Genomic DNA, 24,269 nt, shown 5'->3' on the forward strand with positions numbered 1-24,269 from the left:
CGGCCCGACCTACCGTAAGTCACCGGAACAACTGGTGGATCGGCTCGGCCTCCACGAGGCGGATCGGGCGGTCGCCGGGGCCGGGCATCATCGTGCTGTCCAGGTCGATCCCCATCCCCTTGTAGATGCTCGCCAGCACCTGCGGCGGCTCCACCGGGCTGTCCACCGGGCGCGAGCCCGTCTTGTCCGTCGCGCCCACCACCTGCCCGCCGCGGATGTTCGCCCCGCACAGGAAGTTCGTCCACGCCGGCGGGTAGTGGTCGCGGCCGCCGCGACCGTTCACCTGCGGCGTGCGGCCCATCTCACTCAGCACCGCCACCACCGTGTTCTCCAGCAGGCCCCGCTGCTGCAGGTCCTCGATCAGCGCGGTGAACGCCCAGTCGAACTGCGGGCACAGGTGGCGCTCGTAGTCGAGGTACGTGTTGTTCAGCCCGCCGCCGTCGGCGTGCATGTCCCAGCACGACAGGTTGAACACCGTGTCGAAGTGGTTCACGGTCACGTACCGCACGCCCGACTCGACCAGCCGGCGGGCCATCAGGCAGCTCTGGCCGAACGTGTTCCGCCCGTACCGGTCACGCACCGCGTCCGACTCGCTGTTGATGGCGAACGCCTGCTTCGCGGCGCTCGACGTGAGGAGCCGGAACGCCCGCTCGTAGCTGCTGTCGTGGGCAGTCGTCGTGCGCGTCTCGGTGCGGCGCTGCAGCTCGTCGATCTGGTCGAGCAGCCGGCGGCGGTTGTCGAACCGGCTCGCGGAGTCGCCGGCCGGCACCTCCAGGTCGCCGACCTTGAAGTCTCGGCGGCTCGGGTCGGCGTTCAGGAAGAACGGCTCGTGCGCGCTGCCGAGGTAGCCGGCCGTCTGGCCGTGGAACGGGCCGGCGCCGGTGTTCCCGATCGGGCCGGGAAGGATCACGTTCGCCGGCAGGTCGCCCTTCGGCCCGAACACCCGGCTGACCACGCTGCCGGTGTGCGGCTTCACCGCGTCCGGGTTGAAGTCGTGGCCGGTCATCATCCAGCGCTGGCCGTTCTCGTGCGTGGCGCCGGTCTTGTGATGAAGGCTGCGGATGAGCGCCACCTTGTCCATCATCCGTGCCATCAGCGGGAAGTGCTCGCATATGCGGACGCCGTTGACGTTCGTCTGTATCGGCTTGAACTTGCCGCGGACGGTGTCCGGGGCGTCGGGCTTCATGTCCCAGGTGTCGAGGTGGCCGGGCGAGCCGACGAGGAAGATGGTGATGCAGTTCTTGATCTGCGACCGGCTCGTCTCGGCCACCTGGCCGTTGGCTTCGAGGCGGAACAGGTCGGGGAGCGCGAGCCCGGCCAGCCCAGCCGAGCCGGCGGTGAGGAAACTGCGGCGGGTGGCGCCGTGGCAGACCGGCACGCGGACGTTGCCGACGTTCAGCATGGGCGGACTCCGCGAGGCGAGGCCCGGGCGTCGGCCCGGGAGGGGAGGCGGGAGGGTCAGATCGTGTAGCGGACGGCGTTCGAGATCGGGATGAACTTGCTGGCGGTGAACTCGCCGTCGGCGCCCTTCGCGTAGCTCACGTACCGCCACGTCTGGAGGGTGATTTCGTACGTGCCGGGCGTCGTGTCCGGGTGCTCGTAGCTGTCGCCGGAGCGCGGCGCGGCGACGGTGGCGGCGGGCTTGCCGTCCTTCGTCACGAGCCAGCGGAGTTGGAGGCCCCAGTCGTTGAGGACCGTAGAGCGGGTGACGCGGCGGCCGCGGAGGGTGAGTTCGGCCATCGGCGCGGGGCCGTCGTACTTCTGATCCACGTGACACCCCGGGGGCAGGTGGGGAGGGTGGGAGTGTGTCGCGTGGTGGGAACGGAAGGCGACACGAGTTTAGTGAAGAGTACCCGACTGTCCGCGGCGAGACAATCAGAAACCCCAGACCCCAGAAACCTACCCGAGTCCGAGTACCCACCGCATGCTCGGCCCTTCGGTGCCTGACAGGAAGCCTTCAGCGTGAACTGGTCAGGTGAGAAGTCGACTTCCGGGCGATCGGGAAGCGGTCGCCACGCAATCGGCGGAGGCCGCCCGCGCAGCGTGTACGGGGCCAGCCTGGCCAGTTCGGAGCGGCGGCCTTCAGCTGCCGTTCCCACACCACACTCCTCTCAACCCACAGCTACCCCTCACTCCGCCGAGCCCTGGCAGCAAACCGCTAGGGCCAACCGCGGCCGGATGCGCCCGGCGTGCGGGTGATCTCTCCCGTGATGGGAGTGTGTCGCCCCCGCCTCGTAATCCCGCAGGGTTCGAGACCGTCGGTGGCGCGGCCGTGGGGTCGGGGCGCGAGCGACAAGTACCCGAGGCGGTGGAGCAGATAGTACACCGCGCCGAGGGAGCCAGCGACGCCGAAGTCCTCCTTCTGGACCCGGCGCTAGTCCTCCCCTCCGCAGGGCGTCGACGCCTGTGGCGGGTGTCCGCCCGACCTCGAGGCGGGCGCAACCGGGACTCTTGGTCGGCGTCGAGCGGCTTTGCACCGCGGCCGGGGGCGTCGTCCAGACCGGGCAGGAACACGGCATTGAACCGGGCCACTTAGGTCTGGACCGACCGGCAGCTGTACCCGGTGCGATCGGCCACGGTCGGGGAGTCGAGCCCGGCGAGTGCAAGCGGAACGGCCCGGAGCCGCTCGGCCCGGTTGGCGTCCTTCTCCCGAGCGATGAGGCGGTCCAACGCGACCTCGGTGACGTGCGGCTCGACGTTCATCAGCGCGGTTCCGCGGGTGATCGCAGGAGGCTACACGATTGGTGGATTGGGCGCAAGGGTCGGTGTGCAGAATCCAGTTGCGATGCGTTTATTCGCAAAGCTGCACTGCAACCGGCGTCTTTCGACAGGCGGTACGCACATGCAATCCGGGGTACCCATCCTGCCCTTCCCCAGCCGGATGGGACTCGTGCCACGGTGCTGCTTCAACCGTGGCAACGACACCGAAACGCACTACCGGCCACGTTGCCGGTAGACCGCTATTACCGCGTCATTTTGCACGCTTCTGCACGAGTTTGCACGGACTTGCCATACCCCCCTCTCGGGCCTAGTATCATCCCTGCAAACCACTTCCGCCGTCCGTCGAGGTGGTTCGGCACAGGCCTGTCGATCCGGTGGTTGCGGGTTCGAGTCCCGTCGTCCTCGCTGATCGCAAGTCTTTCACCGAACAGCTCTTGCTGTTATCCTCCCGGTGGTCGGTGGGCTTCCCCGGAAGTCATGGAGTCCGATTAATGGGTGTAGACTCCGAAGGAGGAGCGCACCAACGGCCCGCAGGACCTACACCCGCGAGTTCAAGCTTCAAGCCCTGAAGATGCTCACCGACCAGGGGCTCTCTTACGCAGTCCACTCATCGGGCGCGTAGCCAGCAGCGTGAAGAATGCTCTGCACCGAGCGACGGGGCATATCGCCGGGGAGTCCGGAAATTGTGCCGGCGCGGCATCGGGCTCGTTATGATGGTTACCACGGTCACAACTGCCGTTCGCCGCCTGTCTGAGTCCGAGTAACTCACGGTGGACGAACTCGGGTGTTAATCCCCGACTCCGTCCTCAGACAAACGGCGTGCGAAGGCCGTTCGGCCGCCCTTCAGCCCGGGTCCGGCCATGCCCACGTCCCGCGTCGACCTCGGCGCCGGGTGTCGCCACCTTTCTCGAGTCGCGGCCGGCGGCGTCACCCTGATCGGTAGCCTCGTCCTGGTCGGGTGGGCGTTCGACGTCCCGGTCCTCCGGGCCCTCGCCCCCGGCTTGACAGCCATGAATCCGGGCGGCACGGCCTTCGCCTTACTCCTGGCCGGGCCGGCGCTCTGGCTCCAGCTGGGACCGGACGGCCGGCGCCGCCTCGTCGCCCGTGCCTTGGCCGCCGGCGTCGTCCTCGTCGCCGCTCTCCGAATCGGGGGGTACCTCGCCGGCTGGGACGGAGGGCCGGATCAACTCCTATTCCGGGAGATGCTGGACCGGGAAGATCCGCCAAACCGGATGGCCCCGAACACGGCGGCGGGACTCCTCCTCGCCGGGTTGGCCCTCGTGCTCCTCGACGTGCGGTGGCGACGCGGCATCCGGCCGGCCGAGGTGCTGGCCCTCGCGGCGGCGGGCGTCGCTCTGACGGCAGTCGTCGGCTATGCCTACTCCGCGGAGGCGTTGGCGGGGGTCGAACAGTTCGTCCCGATGGCACTAAACACCGCCGCCGCCCTCGGGTTGCTTAGCGCCGGCATCCTGTGTGCCCGGTCGACCTCGGGGCTCATGGCGGTTGCCGTCAGCCCCGGGGCCGGGGGAGTGATGGTCCGCCGCCTCTTACCCGTGGCCGTCCTCGTTCCTTTCGCAGCAGGTTGGGTGAGGTGGGCCGGCGAGCAGCGGGGTGTAATCAGCCCGGTCATGGGGCTGTCGTTGTTCGTGCTCGTCAACGCCGCCGTCTTTTCGGCGTTCGTGTGGGGGATCGGGGCGTCGCTCGAGCGGGCCGACCGGGAGCGGTGGCGGGCCGAGCGGCGGCTGACGGCCCAGTACGCAGCGACCCAGGCTCTGGCCGACTCGCCGCAGCCGGCCGCCGCGATGCCGGCGATACTCGGGGCGATCTGCGACAGCCTGGGCTGGCAGCTCGGGGCCGTGTGGCGGGTCGACGAGTCGGGAAATGCCCTCCGCTGCGCGGACGTGTGGTCGGTCTCCCCGTCACCCGCGTTCGCCGACCTTAGCCGACAACTCACGTTCGCCCGCGGGGCCGGGTTGCCCGGCCGGGTCTGGGCCAGCGGCCGGCCGGTCTGGGTGCCGGACGTGGTCACCGACCCGAACTTCCCGCGAGCCCCGGCGGCCGCCCGCGACGGTCTGCACGCCGCGTTCGGCTTCCCGGTCGAGGTGGACGGGGCGGTGATCGGCATTGTCGAGTTCTTCGGCCGCGAGATCGAGGAGCCGGACGACGAGCTTCTGCGAATGTTCGCCGCGATCGGCAGCCAAATCGGCCAGTTCCTCAAGCGGAAGCAGGCGGAGGACGAACTGACTCGAGAGCGGCTCCTGCTCCGAAACCTGCTCGACACCGTGCGGCGGAGCGAGGAGCGGTTCCGGTCGCTGACCGAGGCGACAGCGGCAATCGTCTGGACCACCGATGCGACCGGCGGAGCCGTGACCGAGCAACCTGGGTGGAGTACGTATACGGGGCAGACGTTCGAGCAACTCCGGGGGTGGGGGTGGCTCGAAGCCATTCACCCGGACGACCGTGAGGAGACGACCCGGGTGTGGTCGGCGGCCCTCGCCGCCCGGACCCAGTGTCAGGTCGAACACCGGCTCCGGCGGTACGACGGGGAATATCGGCACATGCTCGTCCGGGCCGTGCCGATCCTGGACGAGGGGGGCGGGGTCCGAGAATGGGTCGGGGCACACACGGACATCGACGCCGAGAGGCGGGCCGATGCCGCGACCGAGGAGGCACGGCTGGCGGCCGAGGCCGCGACCCGGACCAAGAGTGAGTTCCTGGCGAACATGAGCCACGAGATCCGCACCCCGCTCAACGGCATCATCGGCATGACTGAGCTGGCACTGGACACCGAGCTGACCCCGGAACAGCGCGAGTACCTTGGGCTGGTGAAGACGTCGGCCGACCACCTGCTGACGGTCATCAACGACATCCTCGACTTCTCCAAGATTGAGGCCGGCAAGCTCGATCTCGAGTGCACCGACTTTGACCTCCGCGACACGCTCGACGACACCGTCGCCACGCTCGCCGCCCGGGCGCACAAGAAGGGGCTGGAACTGGCCGACCACGTCGCCCCGGAGGTCCCGTCCGCGCTGGCCGGCGACCCGCACCGACTGCGGCAGGTGGTCGTGAACCTGATCGGCAACGCCATCAAGTTCACGGAGGCGGGCGAGGTCGTACTCGACGTGTCGCGGTGGCAGGATGACGACGGGCCCGACGCGCCGGGCGGCGTGGTGTTGCACTTCGCCGTCCGTGACACCGGCATCGGCATCACCGCCGACCAACAGGCAAAGTTGTTCCGGGCCTTCGCCCAGGCCGACACCTCGACAACCCGGCGGTACGGTGGCACCGGGCTGGGCCTTGCGATCTCGGCCCGACTGGTGGAGATGATGGGCGGGCGGGTCTGGCTGGAGAGCGAGGTCGGGCGGGGGAGCACGTTCCACTTCACGGTCCGGTTCGCCCCGGCGCGCGGGCCGGTGGCGGACCCCGCACCGGCCGACCCGGCAAGCTTCCGTGGGCTTTCGGTTCTGGTCGTGGACGACAACGCCACGAACCGACTCATCCTCCGTGAGATGCTCACGAAGTGGGGGATGCGGCCCACGGTCGCCGACGGCGGCCCGGCGGCGCTCGCCGCCCTGGAGGCCGCCCGGGAGCCGTTCGCCCTGGTCCTGCTCGACGCCATGATGCCGGGGATGGACGGGTTTGACCTCGCCGAGCGGATCCAGCGGACCCCGGCTGTCGCCGGGGCAACGCTCATGATGCTGTCGTCGGCGGGCCTGCGGGAGGACACCGCCCGCTGCCGGGCGCTGGGCCTGGCGGCCTACCTGACCAAGCCGGTCCGTCAGTCCACCCTGCTCGACGCGATCATGACCGCCCTCGGGGTGGAGGGAGCTGCGAGGCCTGGCACGACGCCCGACGCCCCGGGGTGGGGCGCCGCCCGGCGGCCCCTCCGCGTCCTGCTGGCCGAGGACAACGCGGTCAACCAGAAGCTGGCGGTCCGACTGCTGGAGAAGCGCGGCCACCGGGTGGTCGTCGTCGGAAACGGCCGGGAGGCGCTCGCCGCACTGCAGCGGGAGCGGTTCGACGCCGTGCTGATGGACGTCCAGATGCCCGAGATGGACGGGTTCGCGGCGACGGCCGCGATCCGGGCGCAGGAGCGAGAGGCCGGCGGACACCTGCCGGTCATCGCCATGACAGCCCACGCCATGAAGGGCGACCGCGAGCACTGCCTGGCCGAGGGGATGGACAGGTACGTCACCAAACCGCTGCGGCCCGAGGACCTGTTCGCCGCCCTGGAGGGGCTGGCCGACGCCGGCGGCGGCGCCGACCGCGCACTGCCCCCGGCGTCGGCCGTCAGCCGGGCCGCGGCCTTGAAGCGGACCGGCGAGGACGAGGAGTTACTCCGGGAACTGGCGGGCCTGTGCATCGACGAGGCCCCGAAGCTGATGGCGGCGATCCGCGGGGCCGTTCCCCGGAGGGACGGGGCCGGGTTGCAGCTGTCGGCCCACGCCCTCAAGGGGGCGGTGGCGACGTTCGGGGCGGACGAGACTGCGGCGGCGGCCCAGCGGCTTGAGGAGATGGGCCGCGCCGGGCGGTGGGACGGGATCGACGCGGCCCTGGCCGCGCTGGAGGCGGCCGTCGGCCGCCTCCAGCCAGCGCTGGCCGAACTCCACGGATCATGACCGCGAGGGCCGTCAGCCGTGGGCCGGCACCACGTCCGGTCGGTAACCGAAGTACCCGCAGCGCTTGATGACGCCCGCGACACCGGCCGGGACCATCTCCTCCCACGCGGGGTCGCCGGCGGCGATCTTCCGGAGGACGTCGGCGGGGAAGATTGGCAGGCACCTCTCGTCGAAGTTGTTCAGTTGCTCGATGCAGCCGCGGTCCACCAGGAACCCGTAGAGTTTGCGCAGCCCCGGCGCGACCTCCAGGTTCTGGACGGCGGTCAAGTCGCCGGTGGCTTGGTCGAGGTGCGGGTAGACGTAGAGCCGCAGGTCGTTCTTGAACAGCCGCCCGAACGCCTCCAGGATGCCCCCCTCAAGCCCGGCGTAGTACTTCTCGTCGAACAGCTCGCGGAGGCCGGCGACGCCCAGCGCGATTCCGATCCGCTGCTTGGTGTGCCGGGCGAGGTACGCGGCGAGCCGGTAGTACTCGAAGTAGTCGGAGATGAGCACCGTCAGCCCTTCGGCCGCCAGCAGGTCGGCCCGCGCCAGGAAGTCGCGGTGGTCCACCGCCCCGCCGGCCAGCAGGCTGCTCATGGTCACCTCCGCGAGCTGGACGACGGCCTCACCGCGGACCGCAGGCTCTTGCAGGAACTTCTCGCGGGCGCAGCGGAGCAGGTCGAGGTGGACGCGGGTGACCGGCCGGAAGCTGCCGCGCTCGACCAGGATCGGCCGCTTGTACAGCACCTCCGACGGCTGGAGCACCGTCCCGTCGGCCGCGAACATGGCCGCGTCGGTCAGCCCGAGCAGCACCAGCCGAAGGCTCATGACCCGGTTGTCCACCTCGCGGAAGGCGGCGCCCGAGAACTCGACCATGTCGACCTCGATCCGCTGGACGCCGAGGTCGTCGAGGAGCGAGTCGAGGACGTGTTCCGGCTCGGCGTGGTGGGCGAACGCGCCGTACAGCAGGTTCACGCCGACGACGCCGAGCGCCTCCTGCTGCTGGGCGTTCTCGGGGTCGAGCATCCGGACGTGGACAATGACCTGGCTCGCGGGCTCGCGGGGGCGGGCCTGGAATTTCACCCCCATCCACCCGTGGCACTCGTTCGTCCCCTTGAAGTTGCGGGCCGACACCGTGTCGGCGAACGCGAAGAACGCGGTCGCGCCGCCGCGCGCCGGGCCGAGTTCGCGGACGGTGCCGTCGAACTCGGCGTCGAGCATGCTCTGCAGCCGCTGCCGGCACACGTACCGCTCGCACGGCCCGTAGTAGGCGTCGCTCACGGCCATGTCGTAGGCGGAGATGCTCTTGGCGATCGTGCCTGCGGCGCCACCGGCGCGGAAGAACCAGCGCACGACCTCCTGGCCCGCGCCGATCTCGGCGAAGGTGCCGTACCGGCCCAGGTCGAGGTTGATCTGCAGGGCCTTCTGAAGGGCGCCCGGCTTTGCGGTCCGGTCGGTCGGGGCGAGGGCCATGCCGTCCTCCCGCGTGGTCATGCGTCCGGCCGGTCGACGGTTCCCTCCCGGGCGGCACGGGCCTCCCGGAGTGCCTGATTCTGGTCCGCCAGCGCCCGCTCGAGGTTGACGATCCGCTCGCCCGCCCGCAGGCGGACGCGGAGTTCCTCGGCGAGGAACGGCTTGTTCACGAAGTCGTCGGCCCCAGCCTCCATCCCCTCGACGAGGTCTTCCTTCTGGGACCGCGACGTCAGGAGGATGGCGTAGACGTAGTGCGGCCGCTGACTGGCCCGGACGCGGCGGATCAACTCCGTCCCGTTCAGTTCGGGCATCACCCAGTCGGTGATGACGATCGGGTACTCCTCCTGCTCGAACAGCCGCCAGGCGTCCGCGCCGTTGACGGCGGTGGCGACGTCATAGCCCCACTTCTGGAGGTAGCTCTGGAGCAGGCGCCGGGAGACGGGGTCGTCGTCCGCGATCAGGACTTTCATGGCGACCTCCGGACGGCTGATGCTTCCGAATCCACTCGACCGCTTCCTCACCTTACCACGAATCACGGCCGGGCACCGGCGCGCGGGGTCACGACTCCGGCCGGCGGATCAGGGCGACTTCGTTCCCCTTGGCGTTGTGCCGCACCTCGGACATGAACGCCCGCATGAGGAGCAACCCCCGGCCGCTCGACTTCTCCAGGTTGGCCGGGTCGGTCGGGTCGGGCACCGCCGTGGTGTCGAACCCCGGCCCCTCGTCGCGGATCACGACCACGGCCTCCGCCGGGGTGTCCCGCGCGGTAACGTGGACCCGGCGGCCGGCGTAGCGTGGGTCGGACCGCCGCTCGTCGGCGAGGCGGTGGTACTCCTTGTCGTCGCGGCCGCGGAGGTCGGAACTCATCTCCAGGTTGCCGTGCTCCATGGCGTTCATCAGCGCCTCCCGCAGCGCCATCGTCACCCGGACCAGTTCCGTCTCGTCCGCACTGCTGATCCGGAACACGCACTCCCGGAGGTGGCCGACCAGCGGCGGGATGAGGGACGGGTCGTTGTCGAGCACGAAGTCGGCCTCGCTCCGGGTCAGGCACTTCATCAGCCGGGCGTGGCCGCGCCGGGTCTTGGACGCCTCGACGACCGCCTCGACCGACTGCAGGAGGTCGCGGGCCAGGTCCCGCTTCGGGACGTAGCTCGCGGCACCCGCCTGGAGGGCGCGCACGGCCATCTCCTCGCTCCCGTGCGCGGTCATCAAAACGACGGGCACGAGCGGGTGCCTGGCCCGGACCTCGCGGACCAGTTCCAGCCCAGTCATTTCGGGCATCAGCAGGTCGGTGACGATGACGGCCGGGGCCTCGCGATCGACGGCCGCGAGGGCCTCCCGGCCGTTCGCCGCGTACGTCACAGTGAACCCGGTCGGCTCCGGGCCGTCGGTCGGGGACGTCCGCGACTGCAACAGCCGACCCGCCAGTCGCTGGTCGATCATCGAATCGTCCACGACCAGGATCGAAGCCATGAGTCGGCCTCCCCGTCAGTTGGCCCGAGCCACGAAACCGGCACGGCTTCCGCAACGGGCAACGCGGCCAAGGGTCGAGAGGAATCGACTAACGAGCACCTGATGGTTTGTAGCGTACGCCCGCGTCCGCTCGGACGCAATGACCGTCCCGCCGGAAGCCGGAGTCGGCCTCCGGTATGGACGGTTTGCGGATACGGTCGCGAGTCGGATCGGGTACACTCGGGCTGATGTCCGACGTCACCCGGCTCCTCGACGCCGCCGCGGCCGGCGACCTGGCGGCCGCCGACGACCTGCTCCCGCTCGTGTACGACGAGTTGCGGAAGCTCGCGGCCGCCCGGTTGGCGGGCGAGCGGCCGGGGCAGACGCTCCAGGCGACCGCCCTGGTCCACGAGGCATACCTGCGCCTGGTCGGCGACGGCCGGCCGAGGACCTGGAACGGCCGCGGCCACTTTCTCGCGGCCGCGGCCGAGGCCATGCGCCGCATCCTGGTCGACCAGGCCCGGCGGAAACTCCGCGCCAAGCACGGCGGCGGCCGCGACCGGGTCGACCTCGACGAACTGGCCGTCCCGACGCGGGACGACCGGGCCGCCGACCTGCTCGCCCTGGACGAGGTCATGACCGCCTTCGCGCGCGAGGAGCCGGGAAAGGCCGAACTGGTCAAGCTGCGGTACTTCGCCGGCCTCACCCTCGAGGAAGCGGCCGCCTGCCAGGGGATCTCACCCGCCACGGCGAAGCGACACTGGGCCCTGGCCCGCGCCTGGCTGTTCGCCGCCCTGACCGATCCACCCGTGCCGTCGGGCTGAGTGCTCATTTTTCGTGAGCCGTTCCGGCCCGGGACGGCGCCAGGTGAGGTAGGACCGGCTCTCAGGAGACTCGGCGTGTCCACGCCCAACCCTCTGGACACGATTTTTTCGGGGGCGATCGAACTCACCTCCGCCGCCGACCGCGTCGCGTACATCGCCCGCGCGTGCGGCGAGGATCGCGCCTTGCGGCTGAAGGTCGAGCGGCTGGTGGCCGCGTACTTCCGCGCCGGCGGCTTCCTGGAAGACCAGCCCCCCGGATTGGAGACGACCGTCGGCACGGGTGCCATCGACGGCCCCGGCACGGTGATCGGCCCCTACCGGCTGATCGAGCCGGTCGGCGAGGGCGGGATGGGGGTCGTGTTCGTGGCCGAACAGCGTCACCCGATCCGCCGGAAGGTCGCCTTGAAGGTGATCAAGCCGGGGATGGACACGCGCGAGGTCGTCGCCCGGTTCGAGGCCGAGCGGCAGGCTCTGGCGCTCATGGACCACCCCCACATCGCCAAGGTGCTCGACGGCGGTGTCACCGACCAGGGCCGGCCCTACTTCGTCATGGAACTGGTCCGGGGTACCCCGGTGACCGAATACTGCGACCAGGCCCGGCTGGGCCTCCGGGAGCGGCTGGAGTTGTTCGTCCAGGTGTGCCAGGCGGTGCAGCACGCCCACCAGAAGGGGGTGATCCACCGCGACATCAAGCCGTCCAACGTTCTGGTAGCCGGGAGTGACGGCGCACCGACTGCCAAGGTGATCGACTTCGGGGTGGCCAAGGCGGTCGGGCAGCAGCTGACCGACAAGACGGTCTACACCCGGTTCCAACAGCTGGTCGGCAGCCCGCTCTATATGAGCCCGGAACAGGCCGGCCTGAGCGGACTGGACGTGGACACGCGGAGCGACATCTACTCGCTGGGCGTCCTGCTATACGAGCTGTTGACGGGGACGACGCCATTCGACAAGGAGCGGTTCCGCACGGCCGCTTACGACGAGTTGCGACAGATCATCCGCGAGGAGGAGCCCCCACGGCCGAGCACCCGGCTGAGCACCCTCGGGCCGGCGGCGGGCACCGTCTCGGCCAACCGCGGCGTCGAGCCGCGGCGGCTGTTCACGCTCGTGCGCGGGGAGCTGGACTGGCTGGTGATGAAGGCCCTGGAAAAGGACCGCAACCGCCGATACGAGACGGCCAACGGGCTGGCGATGGACGTGCAGCGCTACCTCGCCGGCGAGGCGGTGCTGGCCGTCCCGCCGTCGGTGGGGTACCGGGTGCGGAAGTTCGCCCGCCGGAACAAGCAGGCGCTCGCCGGCGCGTCTCTCCTGGTCGTAATGTTCCTGGTCCTGGTCGGCGGATTCGCCTGGGTGGCATCCGACCGGGCGGCGCAACGGGTGCGGACAGCTTCCGAGGTCGCCGTATTTCTGCAGCGGGCCGACACCCTCTACGCGGACAACAAACTTCCCGAGGCGGTGGCCGAGGTCCAGAAGGCTCGTGGCGTCCTGGGTGCCGGGGGCGGGGACGAGGGCCTGCGCCGCCGCGTCGAGCAACGGCTCGTCGAACTCACGTCCGCCGCGCGGCTCGAGGAGATCCTGATCGATTCGGCCGCGCTCGGTCTTCGGGACCAGGGCTATGCCGAATACGCCCGAGTGTTCCAGGCGTCCGGGATCGACGTGGGGGCGCTTCCGCCCGAGGCGGCGGCCGCGCGCGTGGCGGAAAGCAACATCAAGCTCGATCTGGTGCTCGCGCTCGACCGGTGGGCCTCCGCGCTGCGAACTGACCCCCGAAAACTTGACCCGGCGCGCTGGCAGCAGCTGCAGGCGATCTCCCGGGCGGCCGGCCCCGACCCCTGGCGTATGCGCTACAACGCGGCGGCCGAGGCCGGGGACCTGAGGGCCCTTCGGGAACTCGCTGCCGAGGCGGACCCAACTCGGCTCCGCACCCGGGTCCTGGCGGCCCTGGGCGACTCCCTGAGGTCGGCCGGCGATGTCGAGGCGTCGGTCGAGTTCCTCCGCGCGGCTCAGAGGCGGCACCCCACCGACTACTCCATCAACGCCAGCCTGGGCTGGAGCCTCAGATCCCTCAAGTCCCCGGCGTGGGACGACGCGATCGCCTTCCGCCGAATCGCCGTGGCCGTCCGCCCCCACAGCCCTACGGCCAACTGGTACCTCGGCCACGCCCTGCACACGGTGGGAAAGCTGGACGAGGCGATGGCCTACTACCAGACGGTCGTTGAACTCGACCCGGATCATGCCCCCGCCCACTTCAGCCTCGCCAACATCCTGCGCCTGCGGGGACGGTGCGGGCAAGCGATCGTCCACTTCCGGAGGTCTGCCGAGCTCCTCCCCGCGGACCCGAACCCCCTGAACGGGCTGGCCTGGGAACTCGCCACGTGCGTCGAGACCACGCACCGCGACCCTGCCCAGGCCGTGGACCTGGCCAGGCAGGTAGTAGCGCTGTCGGTCAAGCAACACGACGATCGGGACAAGTCCGGCCGCGACCGGCTCGGCAACTACTGGAACACGCTCGGGGTCGCGCACTATTACGCCGGCAATCCGGACGAGGCGGTCGTCGCCCTCCACACGTCCTTGCGCCTGGCGAGCTGCGACGACGAACGGTACGTCTGCGAGGACTGGTTCTTCCTTGCCATGGCGAGTTGGAAGCTGGGCCGGACAGAGGCGGCCCGCGAGTGGTACGACCGGGCCGCGGGCTGGATGGTAAAGAAGAAGCCGAGGGAGGAGGAGATCCAGCGCTTCCGGGCCGAGGCAGCCGCACTCTTGGGAGTCGAAGTGAAAGAGTGAACCGCCTGCCCTGCGGCACCCACAGTCACTTCTTACTCGACTCCTTGACGAACCTAACGGTCTGCTCCGGCGCCGGGAGCCGCACCCCTGTCGGGCACGTCGACGGTCACGTGAGAGCAGGACTTTGAGAAGTGCCGCCAGTACCCTGCCGTCTGGTGGGGCCTCGCGATGGCACGTAGCCCGCATCTTGGACGGGGAGTAGTTGCAAGGCACGATGCCCCTGGGTACAGCTGCAACACCGACACGGGTCGCATGCATCACACGATGCGCGATCGGTCCGACACGCCGAGGGTGGTTCTCGTTCGGGGCTGGCCTTCTCGCCACGGTCCTGCACGACGCACGACCCTTCTGGCCCTCGCGATAGCAGGACCACGCGGACGGAGTGGGCGTACGGCGGGCGCGATAGCCGCACCCCACCCCGCCCGGACCCGGGCGGCGAGATCGACGAAGCCGACGAGAACCGCACCCGCCGGGTGACCGCGATGTCCCATCCCGCCGAGCCGGCCCGGCACGCCCCCTTCCGCCTCACCCCACTGCCTCCACCGCACCACGCACGACCCTTCCGACCGTCGGGCGGTGCCTACGACTCGACTTGGGCGAGGGTCGTGCAGCGTCGTGCAGCGTCTGGCGTACCGACATCACGAATGGTGGTCGCACGGGCCATCGCGACGCCACTCGACGTACGACCCGTCCGACCCTCGGACGCATCGTGCCCGACGGGCGGCCGGTTCCGTCCCTCCGCACGCGGCAGCTTATTCGAGCCGGCCCCGAACCCCGGTGCCGAGGGTCGGAAGCGTCGTGCGTCGTGCGAGGTCGGGCCCCCGCGGTCACCCCACAGCGGTCGGCGGCCCCGCTGACGGCTAACAAGAACCCCGGCCGGTCGAGCTGACCGGCCGGGGATCTCTGCTACCGGGCCAACCGGCCGGAGCGTCTGATGCTCCCGCCCCACACCCCCAGCCCCGGCAGCCCGAGCAGGAACGCCACGAACGCCCACCACGACTGGAACGCCAGCCCCAGGAACCCGGCCAGGACCGCCGCCCCCGTCGCGTGCAACTGGTTCAGCTTCCGACGCGCACCCATCACCCACCTCCCTCCGGTTCCGATTGTCGAATATGGCCCGTCACCGCGGCCGCGGCTTGCGGCACGCACCCAGCAGCGCTGGCGGTGGCGGCCCGCCCGGCCCGTCACCGTCCGCCGCCTTCAGCCCGCGGGACCGCCGCTGGACCTCGGCCGCGGCCCCATCAAGCCCGTCCGCTGACCACGCCGCGGCCAGCCGGTCGAGGCCGCCGGCCCGGCCGGCGGCGCCGGCCAGGCATTCGGCCTCCAGCTCCTGCACCGCGCCCGGGCGGCCAGGAGCACCTTGACCCGGTCCACCAAGGGACCCAGGATCGTCGCGAACATCCCCCACCCCCTCTCGTGTTGACGCTCCTGGTCACGCGGGGCCGTCGTGGAACGCTGCCCACTTCTGGGCCAGCTCACGGCGGAGCTGGCTGACGCGGGCCGGGGTGACGCCGAGCCGGGCCGCGGCCGCCCCCGTCCCCCACCCCGCCGCCAACAGGTCCAGCGCGGCCTGAGTTGTGGGCGTCAGTTCCTCGCGGAACCGGGGGAAGTCGACGCGGAAGGCGGCCTGGTCCGGGACCTTCATCCGCGGATCGGCCGCCACCAGCTCCGCCGCTACGACCTCTCCCGGACGCTGGCGCCGACCCGGCACGCGGTCCCCGAGCCGCTCAACTCGCAACCGGCCGCGGAGCCGGGCGAGCGGCGAGAGGGCGTCGCGGAGCTTCTCGATCCGCACACGCGACTGCCGCCCAGCGCCGCCTGGGCCGAGCGTCGGGCGATGGTCGTGACGAACGCCCCCGGGTCCTTCCCCCGCCGGTGGAGGGCGACGTAGCACCGCCAGTCGAGGGCTACGGCCTCGGCCGCCAGTTCCTCGCGAGCGTCCGGGCACGGCACCCGGCGGGTCGCGAACCGGGCGACCGCCTGAACTCGCGGCAATGCTGCGGCGAACGCCTCCTCGGCCGCTGGCCCGGGTCGGGCCGCGGACAGCGTGACGCACATGGTCTGTCTCCGACGCGTGACATCTGGGCCGGTCGGCGACGTGGCGGCCGGCGGGGCCGGATGCTCCTCGTCCCCGGAGATGCTGACAGCCGGATGGCCGAGATTCAGACGCCAGCGGGTTCACGGCCGTAACACGGTCGTGGGACGGAGGCCCTGAGAGGAAATGGCGGCGATCTACCAGCGGGTCCGCGTCGGGTCCCGACCCGACGCCGCGGTGCGGCTCAAGCCAATCGCGGACCGCCAGCTCCGGCGACGCGGTGGCTCGCGTCGCGGACGCGAGTGGTGCCGGCCGGCACCAGATGCGCGACTGCGATCTCGGGCAGCCCCTGCGGCTGCTCGTGGCGTGGTTCAAGGAGCGCGGCTGCCACGGGCTGTTAGGATTGATGCAGACCCACGCCCTCGACCGCGCGAGCGTGGCAGCCGCCAAGGACGAGGCGATCCTCGAGGCCGACGACGTGCTCCTCGTACTCCCGGCGGACGCCGTGCGACAGAACACCCCGCCGCCCACGCGGACTCTGCTCGAGTCCGCCACGGTGCGCGACGAGGAGACTCTCAACAAGTGCACCCGAAATCGTTGGCGCCCGGCCGAAGAGCTACGGCATCCCGTAACCGGCGAAGGCGAACGGCGACCGCCGATGCCGCGACGTGTAAACGGGGCAGTTGCTCCAGGTCCCACGGCGGTTCGCCGTGGAGGTGGGACTGGCGGAGTGACCCCCTACCCGGGGGTCGTACCGATCGCCACCGTCGTCCACGCCGGTGTCATGACCCGGACGATCCGGAACCGGGTGACGGCGGGCGAAAACCTTGAAACCCTTGCTCGTGCGGCGCCCTGTTCGCGGCGTCAGGGACGATCGGGGCAACCCCCGGGTATGGGGGACCGTGACGATGCGGTACGACGTGGTCGCGCTCCTGAAGGTGGTCGGACAACCCCGCTCCGGACGTACAGCCGGACGACCTGACCGCCGAGTGGCAGGACGCGTACCGGGTGCGCCGCCGTCCGCGAGGTGTGCGGCGGGCTGCCCGGCGAACTCGCCGCGCACGACGCCTTGCTCGACACGCTCGAACTGATGACGTCGTTGGAGTAGTGCTCGACTGACCGACACGACGGAGCCCCGGCCACGGGCCATACCTTCGCTCCGATCCACTCTCGCATCCGCCGCTGCTCCTTTCCGCCGCGCTTCGGGTCCACGCGACACGGCCGTCGTCGCCGGCCGACGCTTGAACGGTCCGGGGCGTTCGGGTACAAGTGGACGTGGCCGCCAGCCCCGCCGCCGACCCCCGCCGGCCCACCCCTCCCGCCCGCGAGCGCCCCGTGCTCACCCTTCACTCCCGCCGCGATGACTGCCGCTGCGGCACCATCCCGCGCCGCGCGTTCCTCACCGCCGGCGGGCTGTGCGTCGGCGGGTTCACGTTCGCCGACCTGCTCCGCGCCCGGGCCGCGGCGGGCGAGCCGCCGACCCGCGGGAAGGCGGTCATCATGGTCTACCTCAACGGCGGGCCGTCCCACCTCGACATGTACGACCTGAAGCCGGACGCGCCGGTCGAGTACCGCGGCGAGTTCCGCCCGGTCCGCACGAACGTCGTCGGGCTCGACGTGTGCGAGCACCTGCCGCTCCACGCGACGATCGCCGACAAGTTCACCGTCGTCCGCAACATGCGCTTCCAGCAGGAGGGGCACACCGGGCCGGAGCTGTACACCGGCTACCTGCGCGGCAACCACCCGTCGATCGGGTCGGTCGTCAGCCGCGTCCGCGCCGACGCCGGCGTGCGCGCGCCGCTGCCGCCCTACGTGTACCTCGGCGACGTCAACCACGTCGGCGGGCCGGGGTTCCTCGGCAAGGCGCACGAGGCGTACACCCCCGGCGAGAAGGCCGCCAACCTCGGCCGGTCGCGGGCCGTCACCCTCGACCAGCTCGACGACCGCCGCTCGCTCCTCGCCGCCTTCGACCGCACCCGCCGCGACCTGGACGATCGCCGCGGCGGCCGCGCCGGGATGGACGCGTTCACCGCCCAGGCGCTCGACATGATGACGACCAACGCCGCCCGCGACGCCTTCGACCTGGCGCGGGAGCCGGCCCGCGTCCGCGAGAAGTACGGCAAGGGGACCGAGTACCTCCTCGCCCGCCGGCTCGTCGAGGCCGGGGTGCCGGTGGTGTCGATCACGCCGCAGAACCACGGCGTGCCGGCGACGTGCAACGGCCAGTGGGACCACCACGACCACGTCTTCGCGTGCCTGAAGGCGGTGCTGCCGCAGTACGACCGGTCGGTCCACGCGCTGCTGACCGACCTGCACGACCGCGGGCTGGCCGACGACGTGGCGGTGGTGATCTGGGGCGAGATGGGCCGCACCCCGCGGGTGGGGACGCAGCGCGGCACGACCGGCGGCCGCGACCACTGGCCGCAGGCGGGATTCGCGGTGGTGGCCGGCGGCGGGTTCGCGACGGGGCAGGTCGTCGGCGCGACGACCGCCCGCGGCGAGCGCCCGGAGGGCCGGCCGTACACGCCGCAGAACGTCCTGGCGACGCTGTACCGCCACCTCGGCATCGACCCGGCGACGACGACACTCCCCGACCACACCGGCCGCCCCGTCTACCTCCTCGACGACCCGCGGCCGGTGACCGAACTGGTGTGACCCGTTCGGCGGCAGAGTAGCCCCGGAGTACCCGCGATGCTCCGCATCCTCGGCAGTTCGAAGCGGACCTGCGACGGGATCACCCGGCGCGACCTGCTCCGCGCCGGCCCGCTCTCACTCCTCACCGGGGGGGCACACACCCCGCCCGCCGCCGGCACGCCGAGCGGGGGTAAGGCGAAGAACGTCATCCTGCTGTACCTGTTCGGCGGGCCGAGCCAGCTCGACACGTTCGACCCGAAGCCCGACGCCCCGGCCGAGGTGCGCGGCGACGTGAAGTCGATCCGCACGACCGTGCCCGGGATCGACATCTGCGAGCACCTGCCGCGCGTCGCGACGGTGATGGACCGCGTCACCCTCATCCGGTCGCTCAACCACCCGTGGAACTTCCACGGGATGCAGTACGCGACCACCGGCCTGCCGCAGGGCACCATCCCCATCGAGGAGACGCAGTTGCACCCCGAGCAGTGGCCGTTCATCGGCTCGGTGGTCTCGTTCCTCGACCACCAGCGGAGCGGAGCGAAGCCGCGGGGCCGGGTGCCCGACAACGTGGTCCTGCCGTGGCTCCTCAGCTCGAAGCGGACCATGCCGCCCTACGGGCGGCTGCACGCGGCGTACCTCGGCGGCGAGTTCGACCCGATCTGGGGCGAGTTCCGGGGCGACGCGCTGCGGGCCGTCACCCGCACGGCGTGGGGGCCGGCCGAGGAGGTCCGCGACCCCCACCTCGGCATCACGCCCGGCAGCCGGTTCGAGCTCGCGGCCGGCACCGCCCTCGACGACGCCATGACGCTCGACCGGCTCGGCACCCGCCGCTCGCTCCTCGACCAGTTCGACGCGGCCCGGCGCGACGCGGACGCGTCCCGCACCGGCCGCCGGCTCGACGAGAACCGCGCGCGGGCGTTCGCGCTCATGGACTCGGCGGCCGTCCGCACCGCGCTGGACCTGGACCGCGAGCCGGAAAAGGTTCGGTCCCGCTACGGCCTGACGCTGTTCGGCCAGGGTGTGCTCCAGGCGCGGCGGCTGGTCGAGGCCGGGTGCCGGTTCGTCACCGTCATCTGGGACGAGTTCGGCCAACTCAACACCGGGTGGGACACGCACGTCGACCAGCGGAACCGGCTCCGGAACGAGTTGTTGCCGGGTTTCGACCACGCGTTCTCCGCGCTGGTCGACGACCTGACCGTGCGCGGGCTGCTCGACGACACGCTGGTGCTGGTGCTGAGCGAGATGGGCCGCACGCCGCGGCTCGACGGCGACGGCCGCGGGCACTGGGGGCGGGCGTACTGCAACCTGCTCGCGGGCGGCGGCAGCGCGCGGGGGCGAGTCATCGGCCGGACGGACCGGATCGCCTCGACGCCGGTCGATCGCCCGGTGCGGGCGAAGGACGTGCTCGCGACCGCGTACCACCTCCTCGGGATCGACCACGAGGCCACGGTGGCCGACCGCCTCGGCCGGCCGGTACCGCTGCTACCGTACGGCGACGTGATCCGCGAAGCAGTGACCTGACGTGCGGCTCGACGTGCGTCGGCGCGGTTCCGCGGGTGATCGCCGGAGGCTACCCGATTGGTCATGGGGCGCGAGGGTCGGCGCGCAGAATCCAGTTGCGATGCGTTCATTCGCAAAGCGGCACCGCAACTGGCGTCGTTCGACCGGCGGCACGCTCATGCAATCCGGGGTACCCGCCCTGCCCTGCCCCAACCGGGTGGGACTCGTGCCACGGTGCTGCTTCAACCCTGGCAACGACACCGAAACGGACTACCGGGTGTGTAGCCGGTAGGCCGCGATTACCGCGTCATTTTGCGCGATCCTGCACGAGTTTGCACGGACTTGCCGCACCCCCAGCTTCGGCCAGACATGACTCCAGCAAACTACTTCTGTTATCCATCGACGTGGTTCGGCACAGGCCTGTCGATCCGGTGGTTGCGGGTTCGAGCCCCGTCGTCCTAGTTCAACTCATGGGCCGCAAGCCGACAGGGCTGCGGCTCACTGCATTTCTGGATAGCATTAAAGAATCTACTATCTTAATGTCTAATAAGAACATTATTATTAACGAATGCCACAGGTCGGCCGCGCGACATCGGTGCCGGTATGCCGCACTTGAACAGCGCGTCCGTGAGCGTCCCGTGTGCCTCGTGCCGCGGTTAAACGACACAACCCGCCAGGGAAACCTGGCGGGTTGTGTGGGGTCAACTTGTCGGGCCGGCGGGATTTGAACCCACGACCTCTTGCACCCCAAGCAAGCGCGCTAGCCAAGCTGCGCTACGGCCCGAATCGCAAAGCACACGAACTCAGGCGTTTTCGGCTTTCGCCGATTCCACCTCGCTCACAGTTTACAGGGATCGCGATCAGATTCCAGTGTGCTTTTCCACCCATTCCATCCCGAAGCCTGACGCATTCCCTGCCACGATCCCTGACACGCGTTCAGCCCCGTCAGTTCGCGCGCGAGGCCTCGACGTACTCCAGGATCCAGCCCTTGGGGCGGGTGACCTGCACGGCCGCCTCGCGCCCGGCGGCGCCGGGTCCGTACGGTGGGAGTACGAGGGCTGGCCGCATCACGCGAGACGGAGGCCGACCGTGCGACGCTTCTACTGGCTCCTGGTGATCCTCTTCTCCGCGACCGCGACCGCGACCGCCGCCGAGCCAAACGTCTGGGTGAAGTCCGACGCAGCCATCGAGGGTCGGCGCTGGGACGTGCCCGTCGGCTACGACGCGGCGGCGAAGCGATTCCTGGTACTCGGGGGGCGCACGTCGTGGGGCGACTACAAGAAGTCGCGGCCGTACGACGTGCTCTCGTTCGACCCGGCCGGGAGGTGGCGCAACGAACTCCCACCCGGCGCGACGTGGGGGTCGGAGGTCGGCCCGGTGGCGGCGCCGGCGTGGACGAGCGAGGCGTGGGGCCTCACCGACACCGCCGGAACGACGCGCCCGAACTGGACCGTGTACGGCACCTTCTCCCTCGGCCAGAAGTACGACTACGACCCCGACTCGAAAGCCTTCTACTTCTACGCCGGCGGGTCCACGTTCCGCTACGACCCGGCGCGCCGCGAGTGGGCCGACCTCAAGCCCGCGACGCACCCGCAGGCGCTCGGCGGCACGCTGCTGTGGTCGTCGATGTGCTACGACCGCGCGGCGAAGAAGTTCGTCCTCTTCGGCGGCGGCAACGTCCCCACCGAGCGCGGCGACCCCGGCACGTGGACGTACTCGCCCGCCGACAACCGCTGGGAGCCGGTGACGACCACCAAGCAGCCGCCGGCCCGCGCCAACTCGCGCCTCGCCTACGACCCCGTAGCCCGCAAGGTCGTCCTCTTCGGCGGCGACAGGCTGAACGAACTCGTCGCCGACACGTGGGTCTTCGACACCGCCACCGGCACCTGGGACGAACGCCGCCCGACCGTCTCGCCGACGCCCCGCGCCGGGCACGCGCTGCTGTGGCTGCCGAGGGCGCGGAAGCTCCTTCTCCTCGGCGGGTACACGTACACCTCGACCACCGAGTACGTCGCCCCGCTGTACCGCCCCCTCCCGCTCGAGGCGTGGACGTTCGACGCCGCCGCCGACAGGTGGGAACTCGTCGGCCGCTGGTCGCGCCCCGCCGACGGCCCCCTCGGCCCGGCGAACGTCTTCCTCGCGGCCGCGGTCGACGAGAGCGACACCGTCCTCGCACTCGACGCGCAGAACCGCGCGTGGACGTGCCGGATCGACACGTCGAAGCCCGACCCGGCCGCCGCCGTGGCCTTCGGCGCGACCCCGGGTGCGACCGTGCGCCGCACCGGCTCGCACGACCCGGCGTGGTACGCCGACGGGGTTCCCGCCGCCGACCCGGCGGCGGTGGCGGCGGGCCTCGCGGCGCTGCCGGCGAACCGGTGGGTGGTGCGCGCGACGCCGAAGCGGCCGCTCATGAACATGGACTGGGGCTCGGCGGCGTTCGACACGCGCCGCGACAAGATCGTGCGCTTCTCCGGCGGGCACTCGGCGTACAGCGGCACCGCCCCGCAGGTGTACGACGTGGCGACCGACCGCTACTCGATCCCGTTCGCGCCGGAGTACCCGGCCGAGTACGTGTACAGCAACGACCAGGTGAGCGGCGAGTGGAGCTTCGGCCGCAACCCGTGGATGACCGGCCACACCTACAAGTCCACCGGCTACGACCCGAACCTGCGGGCGTTCGTGTTCGCCCCGCACGACTACACGTACTTCTTCGACCCGGACGCGAAGGCGTGGTCGCGCTCGGCGGCGAAGAACCCGTACCGCCCGAACTTCTACACGGTCACCGTCTGCGCCACGCCGGCCGGCGCGGTCGTGTGGGCCGACGACCGCACGACCGGGAAGGCCGGCTTGTGGCGCCTCGACGACGCGCGCACGTGGCAGCCGCTGCCGCTGCGCGGCGAGTTGCCGGCGAAGTCGGCGGACCAGCACGGCCTGGCGCACGACACGAAGCGCGACCGGCTGCTCTTCTTCAGCGACACCGGCCCGAGGAAGGCGAACGTCGCCGCGTACGACTTCAGGACCGGCGAGGCGAAGTGGCTCGACCCGGCGGGGACGGGTCAGGCGCTCGTCCACTGCCGCGAGACGGCGTACCTGCCGGACCTCGACTGGGTGCTCATCGGCGGCCGGGTGCGCGACGAGTCCGGTGGCTGGCGCTGGCTGGCCTACGACTGTGCGGCGAACGCTTGGGTGTCGGTCGACCTCCCCGGCGACGACCCGGTCGGCCGGGCGGGGGCGTTCAGCAACTCGATGGGGCTGATGTACGACCCGGCGCGGAAGCTCGTGTGGGCGGTCGGCCAGCACAGCCACGTCCACGCGCTGCGCCTCGACCGCGCGACGGCGCGCGTGACGCCGCTGCGGTGACCGCCCGCCGCTTCCCCACTTGGGTGCGTGCTCATGACGCGATCGTTCAGTCCCGTAGCGGTCGTTGCCGCGTTCCTGGCCGCGGCCGGCGCACTCCGGTCGGCGGACGACGTGCCGTTCGTCGCCCGCCTGGACAAGACCGAGCAGCGGTACGTGGTGGTGACGCCGACGGGGTTCGACGCGAAGCGGGCCAACACCGCCGTCGTCGCCCTCCACGGCCACGGGTCCGACCGCTGGCAGTTCGTCAAGCAGGACCGGGGCGAGTGCAAGGGAACGCGGGATGTCGCCGAGGCGCGCGGGTTCCTGCTCGTCAGCCCCGACTACCGGGCCAAGGCCTCGTGGATGGGGCCGGCGGCCGAGGCCGACGTGCTGCAAATCCTCGACGAGTTGAAGGAGAAGTACGGGGTGCGGCGGGTAGTCGTGGCCGGCGGGTCGATGGGCGGGACGGCCGCGCTCGCGTTCGCCGCCCTCCACCCCGACCGGGTGGCCGGGTGCGTGTCCCTGAACGGCACCGCGAACGTGGTCGAGTACGAGGGCTTCGCGGACGCGATCGCGGCGGCGTACGGGGGCACGCTGAGGGAGCGGCCGGAGGTGTACCGCAGCCGGTCGGCCGAGCTGCACGCCGACCGGCTGACCATGCCCGTCGCGATGACCACCGGCGGGAAGGACACCGTCGTCCCGCCCGCGAGCTGCCTCCGGCTCGCCGAGAAGCTGAAGGCGCTCGGCCGATCGGTCACGCTCATCCACCGCCCCGACGGCGGCCACGCGACCACCTACGCCGACACCGTGGAGGCGTTGACCGCCGTGATCGGCCGGCTGCCGAAGGAGGACGCGGACCGCGGCCGGTGACGGGTCGTCTACACCTCGCGGTCGTACGGGCCACAGTTCCGG

17 protein-coding genes and 1 tRNA gene are annotated in these 24,269 nt (G+C 70.9%); 7 read left to right on the plus strand and 11 right to left on the minus strand.

Going from position 1 to position 24,269, the window contains the following annotated elements; genetic code table 11:
- Nucleotides 1-19: 19 nt before the first annotated feature.
- From ETAA1_RS16100 to ETAA1_RS32015, 3 genes are all read right to left on the minus strand, one after another.
- A complete protein-coding gene (locus ETAA1_RS16100) occupies nt 20-1,402 on the minus strand; it encodes a DUF1501 domain-containing protein (protein ID WP_145240174.1) in 1,383 nt (460 codons plus the stop codon).
- A gap of 56 nt (nt 1,403-1,458) precedes the next feature.
- Nucleotides 1,459-1,770 carry a hypothetical protein gene (locus tag ETAA1_RS16105; RefSeq protein ID WP_145240176.1) on the minus strand — a complete coding sequence of 104 codons (312 nt, stop codon included), beginning with the start codon at nt 1,768-1,770 and terminating at the stop codon, nt 1,459-1,461.
- 762 nt (nt 1,771-2,532) lie between these two features.
- Complete coding sequence (locus ETAA1_RS32015) at nt 2,533-2,703, minus strand: hypothetical protein (RefSeq protein ID WP_202920166.1); 171 nt, start codon at nt 2,701-2,703, stop codon at nt 2,533-2,535.
- An 878-nt stretch (nt 2,704-3,581) separates the two neighbouring features.
- Here ETAA1_RS32015 and ETAA1_RS16110 point away from each other — a divergent pair.
- Nucleotides 3,582-7,340, plus strand: coding sequence for a hybrid sensor histidine kinase/response regulator (locus ETAA1_RS16110; RefSeq protein WP_145240177.1), 3,759 nt, complete (start codon nt 3,582-3,584; stop codon nt 7,338-7,340).
- A 12-nt stretch (nt 7,341-7,352) separates the two neighbouring features.
- Here the strand turns inward: ETAA1_RS16110 and ETAA1_RS16115 are convergent, their stop codons facing one another.
- The 3 genes from ETAA1_RS16115 to ETAA1_RS16125 all read right to left on the minus strand — a co-directional run bounded on the left by ETAA1_RS16115 (nt 7,353) and on the right by ETAA1_RS16125 (nt 10,265).
- Nucleotides 7,353-8,813, minus strand: a complete 1,461-nt coding sequence (locus tag ETAA1_RS16115; RefSeq protein WP_202920167.1) for a hypothetical protein — start codon at nt 8,811-8,813, stop codon at nt 7,353-7,355.
- Nucleotides 8,810-9,262, minus strand: coding sequence for a response regulator (locus ETAA1_RS16120; RefSeq protein WP_145240179.1), 453 nt, complete (start codon nt 9,260-9,262; stop codon nt 8,810-8,812). The genes ETAA1_RS16115 and ETAA1_RS16120 overlap by 4 nt, the downstream gene beginning before the upstream one ends.
- 88 nt (nt 9,263-9,350) lie before the next feature.
- Complete coding sequence (locus ETAA1_RS16125; protein WP_145240181.1) at nt 9,351-10,265, minus strand: ATP-binding response regulator; 915 nt, start codon at nt 10,263-10,265, stop codon at nt 9,351-9,353.
- Between the two features lie 227 nt (nt 10,266-10,492).
- On the opposite strand from ETAA1_RS16125, the gene ETAA1_RS16130 reads away from it, so the two are divergent.
- The gene (locus tag ETAA1_RS16130; RefSeq protein WP_145240183.1) at nt 10,493-11,068 is read left to right on the plus strand and encodes an ECF-type sigma factor; all 576 of its coding nucleotides are present in this window, start codon (nt 10,493-10,495) and stop codon (nt 11,066-11,068) included.
- A 75-nt stretch (nt 11,069-11,143) separates the two neighbouring features.
- The gene (locus tag ETAA1_RS16135; RefSeq protein ID WP_145240185.1) at nt 11,144-13,849 is read left to right on the plus strand and encodes a serine/threonine-protein kinase; all 2,706 of its coding nucleotides are present in this window, start codon (nt 11,144-11,146) and stop codon (nt 13,847-13,849) included.
- Between the two features lie 906 nt (nt 13,850-14,755).
- Here ETAA1_RS16135 and ETAA1_RS32020 read toward each other — a convergent pair.
- From ETAA1_RS32020 to ETAA1_RS16150, 4 genes are all read right to left on the minus strand, one after another.
- Nucleotides 14,756-14,929 (minus strand): hypothetical protein, encoded by a 174-nt coding sequence (locus ETAA1_RS32020; RefSeq protein WP_202920168.1) that lies wholly within the window; start codon nt 14,927-14,929, stop codon nt 14,756-14,758.
- Between the two features lie 40 nt (nt 14,930-14,969).
- The gene (locus ETAA1_RS32025; protein ID WP_202920169.1) at nt 14,970-15,185 is read right to left on the minus strand and encodes a hypothetical protein; all 216 of its coding nucleotides are present in this window, start codon (nt 15,183-15,185) and stop codon (nt 14,970-14,972) included.
- 96 nt (nt 15,186-15,281) lie between these two features.
- Nucleotides 15,282-15,494 (minus strand): hypothetical protein, encoded by a 213-nt coding sequence (locus tag ETAA1_RS16145; RefSeq protein ID WP_145240189.1) that lies wholly within the window; start codon nt 15,492-15,494, stop codon nt 15,282-15,284.
- Nucleotides 15,495-15,523: 29 nt separating this feature from the next.
- Entirely contained in the window at nt 15,524-15,907 is a 384-nt protein-coding gene (locus ETAA1_RS16150; RefSeq protein WP_145240190.1) for a sigma factor, read from the minus strand.
- Nucleotides 15,908-17,219: 1,312 nt separating this feature from the next.
- Between ETAA1_RS16150 and ETAA1_RS16155 the strand changes: the two genes are divergently transcribed.
- Nucleotides 17,220-18,539: a DUF1501 domain-containing protein gene (locus tag ETAA1_RS16155; RefSeq protein ID WP_145240192.1), complete on the plus strand. Its 1,320-nt coding sequence runs from the start codon at nt 17,220-17,222 to the stop codon at nt 18,537-18,539.
- Between the two features lie 36 nt (nt 18,540-18,575).
- A complete protein-coding gene (locus ETAA1_RS16160; RefSeq protein ID WP_145240194.1) occupies nt 18,576-20,039 on the plus strand; it encodes a DUF1501 domain-containing protein in 1,464 nt (487 codons plus the stop codon).
- Nucleotides 20,040-20,727: 688 nt separating this feature from the next.
- Here ETAA1_RS16160 and ETAA1_RS16165 read toward each other — a convergent pair.
- Nucleotides 20,728-20,802, minus strand: a tRNA-Pro gene (locus ETAA1_RS16165).
- 305 nt (nt 20,803-21,107) lie between these two features.
- Here ETAA1_RS16165 and ETAA1_RS16170 point away from each other — a divergent pair.
- Both ETAA1_RS16170 and ETAA1_RS16175 read left to right on the plus strand, forming a co-directional pair.
- The gene (locus ETAA1_RS16170) at nt 21,108-23,378 is read left to right on the plus strand and encodes a Kelch repeat-containing protein (protein WP_145240196.1); all 2,271 of its coding nucleotides are present in this window, start codon (nt 21,108-21,110) and stop codon (nt 23,376-23,378) included.
- Nucleotides 23,379-23,411: 33 nt separating this feature from the next.
- Nucleotides 23,412-24,227 (plus strand): alpha/beta hydrolase family protein, encoded by an 816-nt coding sequence (locus ETAA1_RS16175; protein WP_145240198.1) that lies wholly within the window; start codon nt 23,412-23,414, stop codon nt 24,225-24,227.
- The last annotated feature ends 42 nt before the right edge of the window (nt 24,228-24,269 follow it).

Source organism: Urbifossiella limnaea (genome assembly GCF_007747215.1).
Classification (GTDB): Bacteria; Planctomycetota; Planctomycetia; order Gemmatales; family Gemmataceae; genus Urbifossiella; species Urbifossiella limnaea.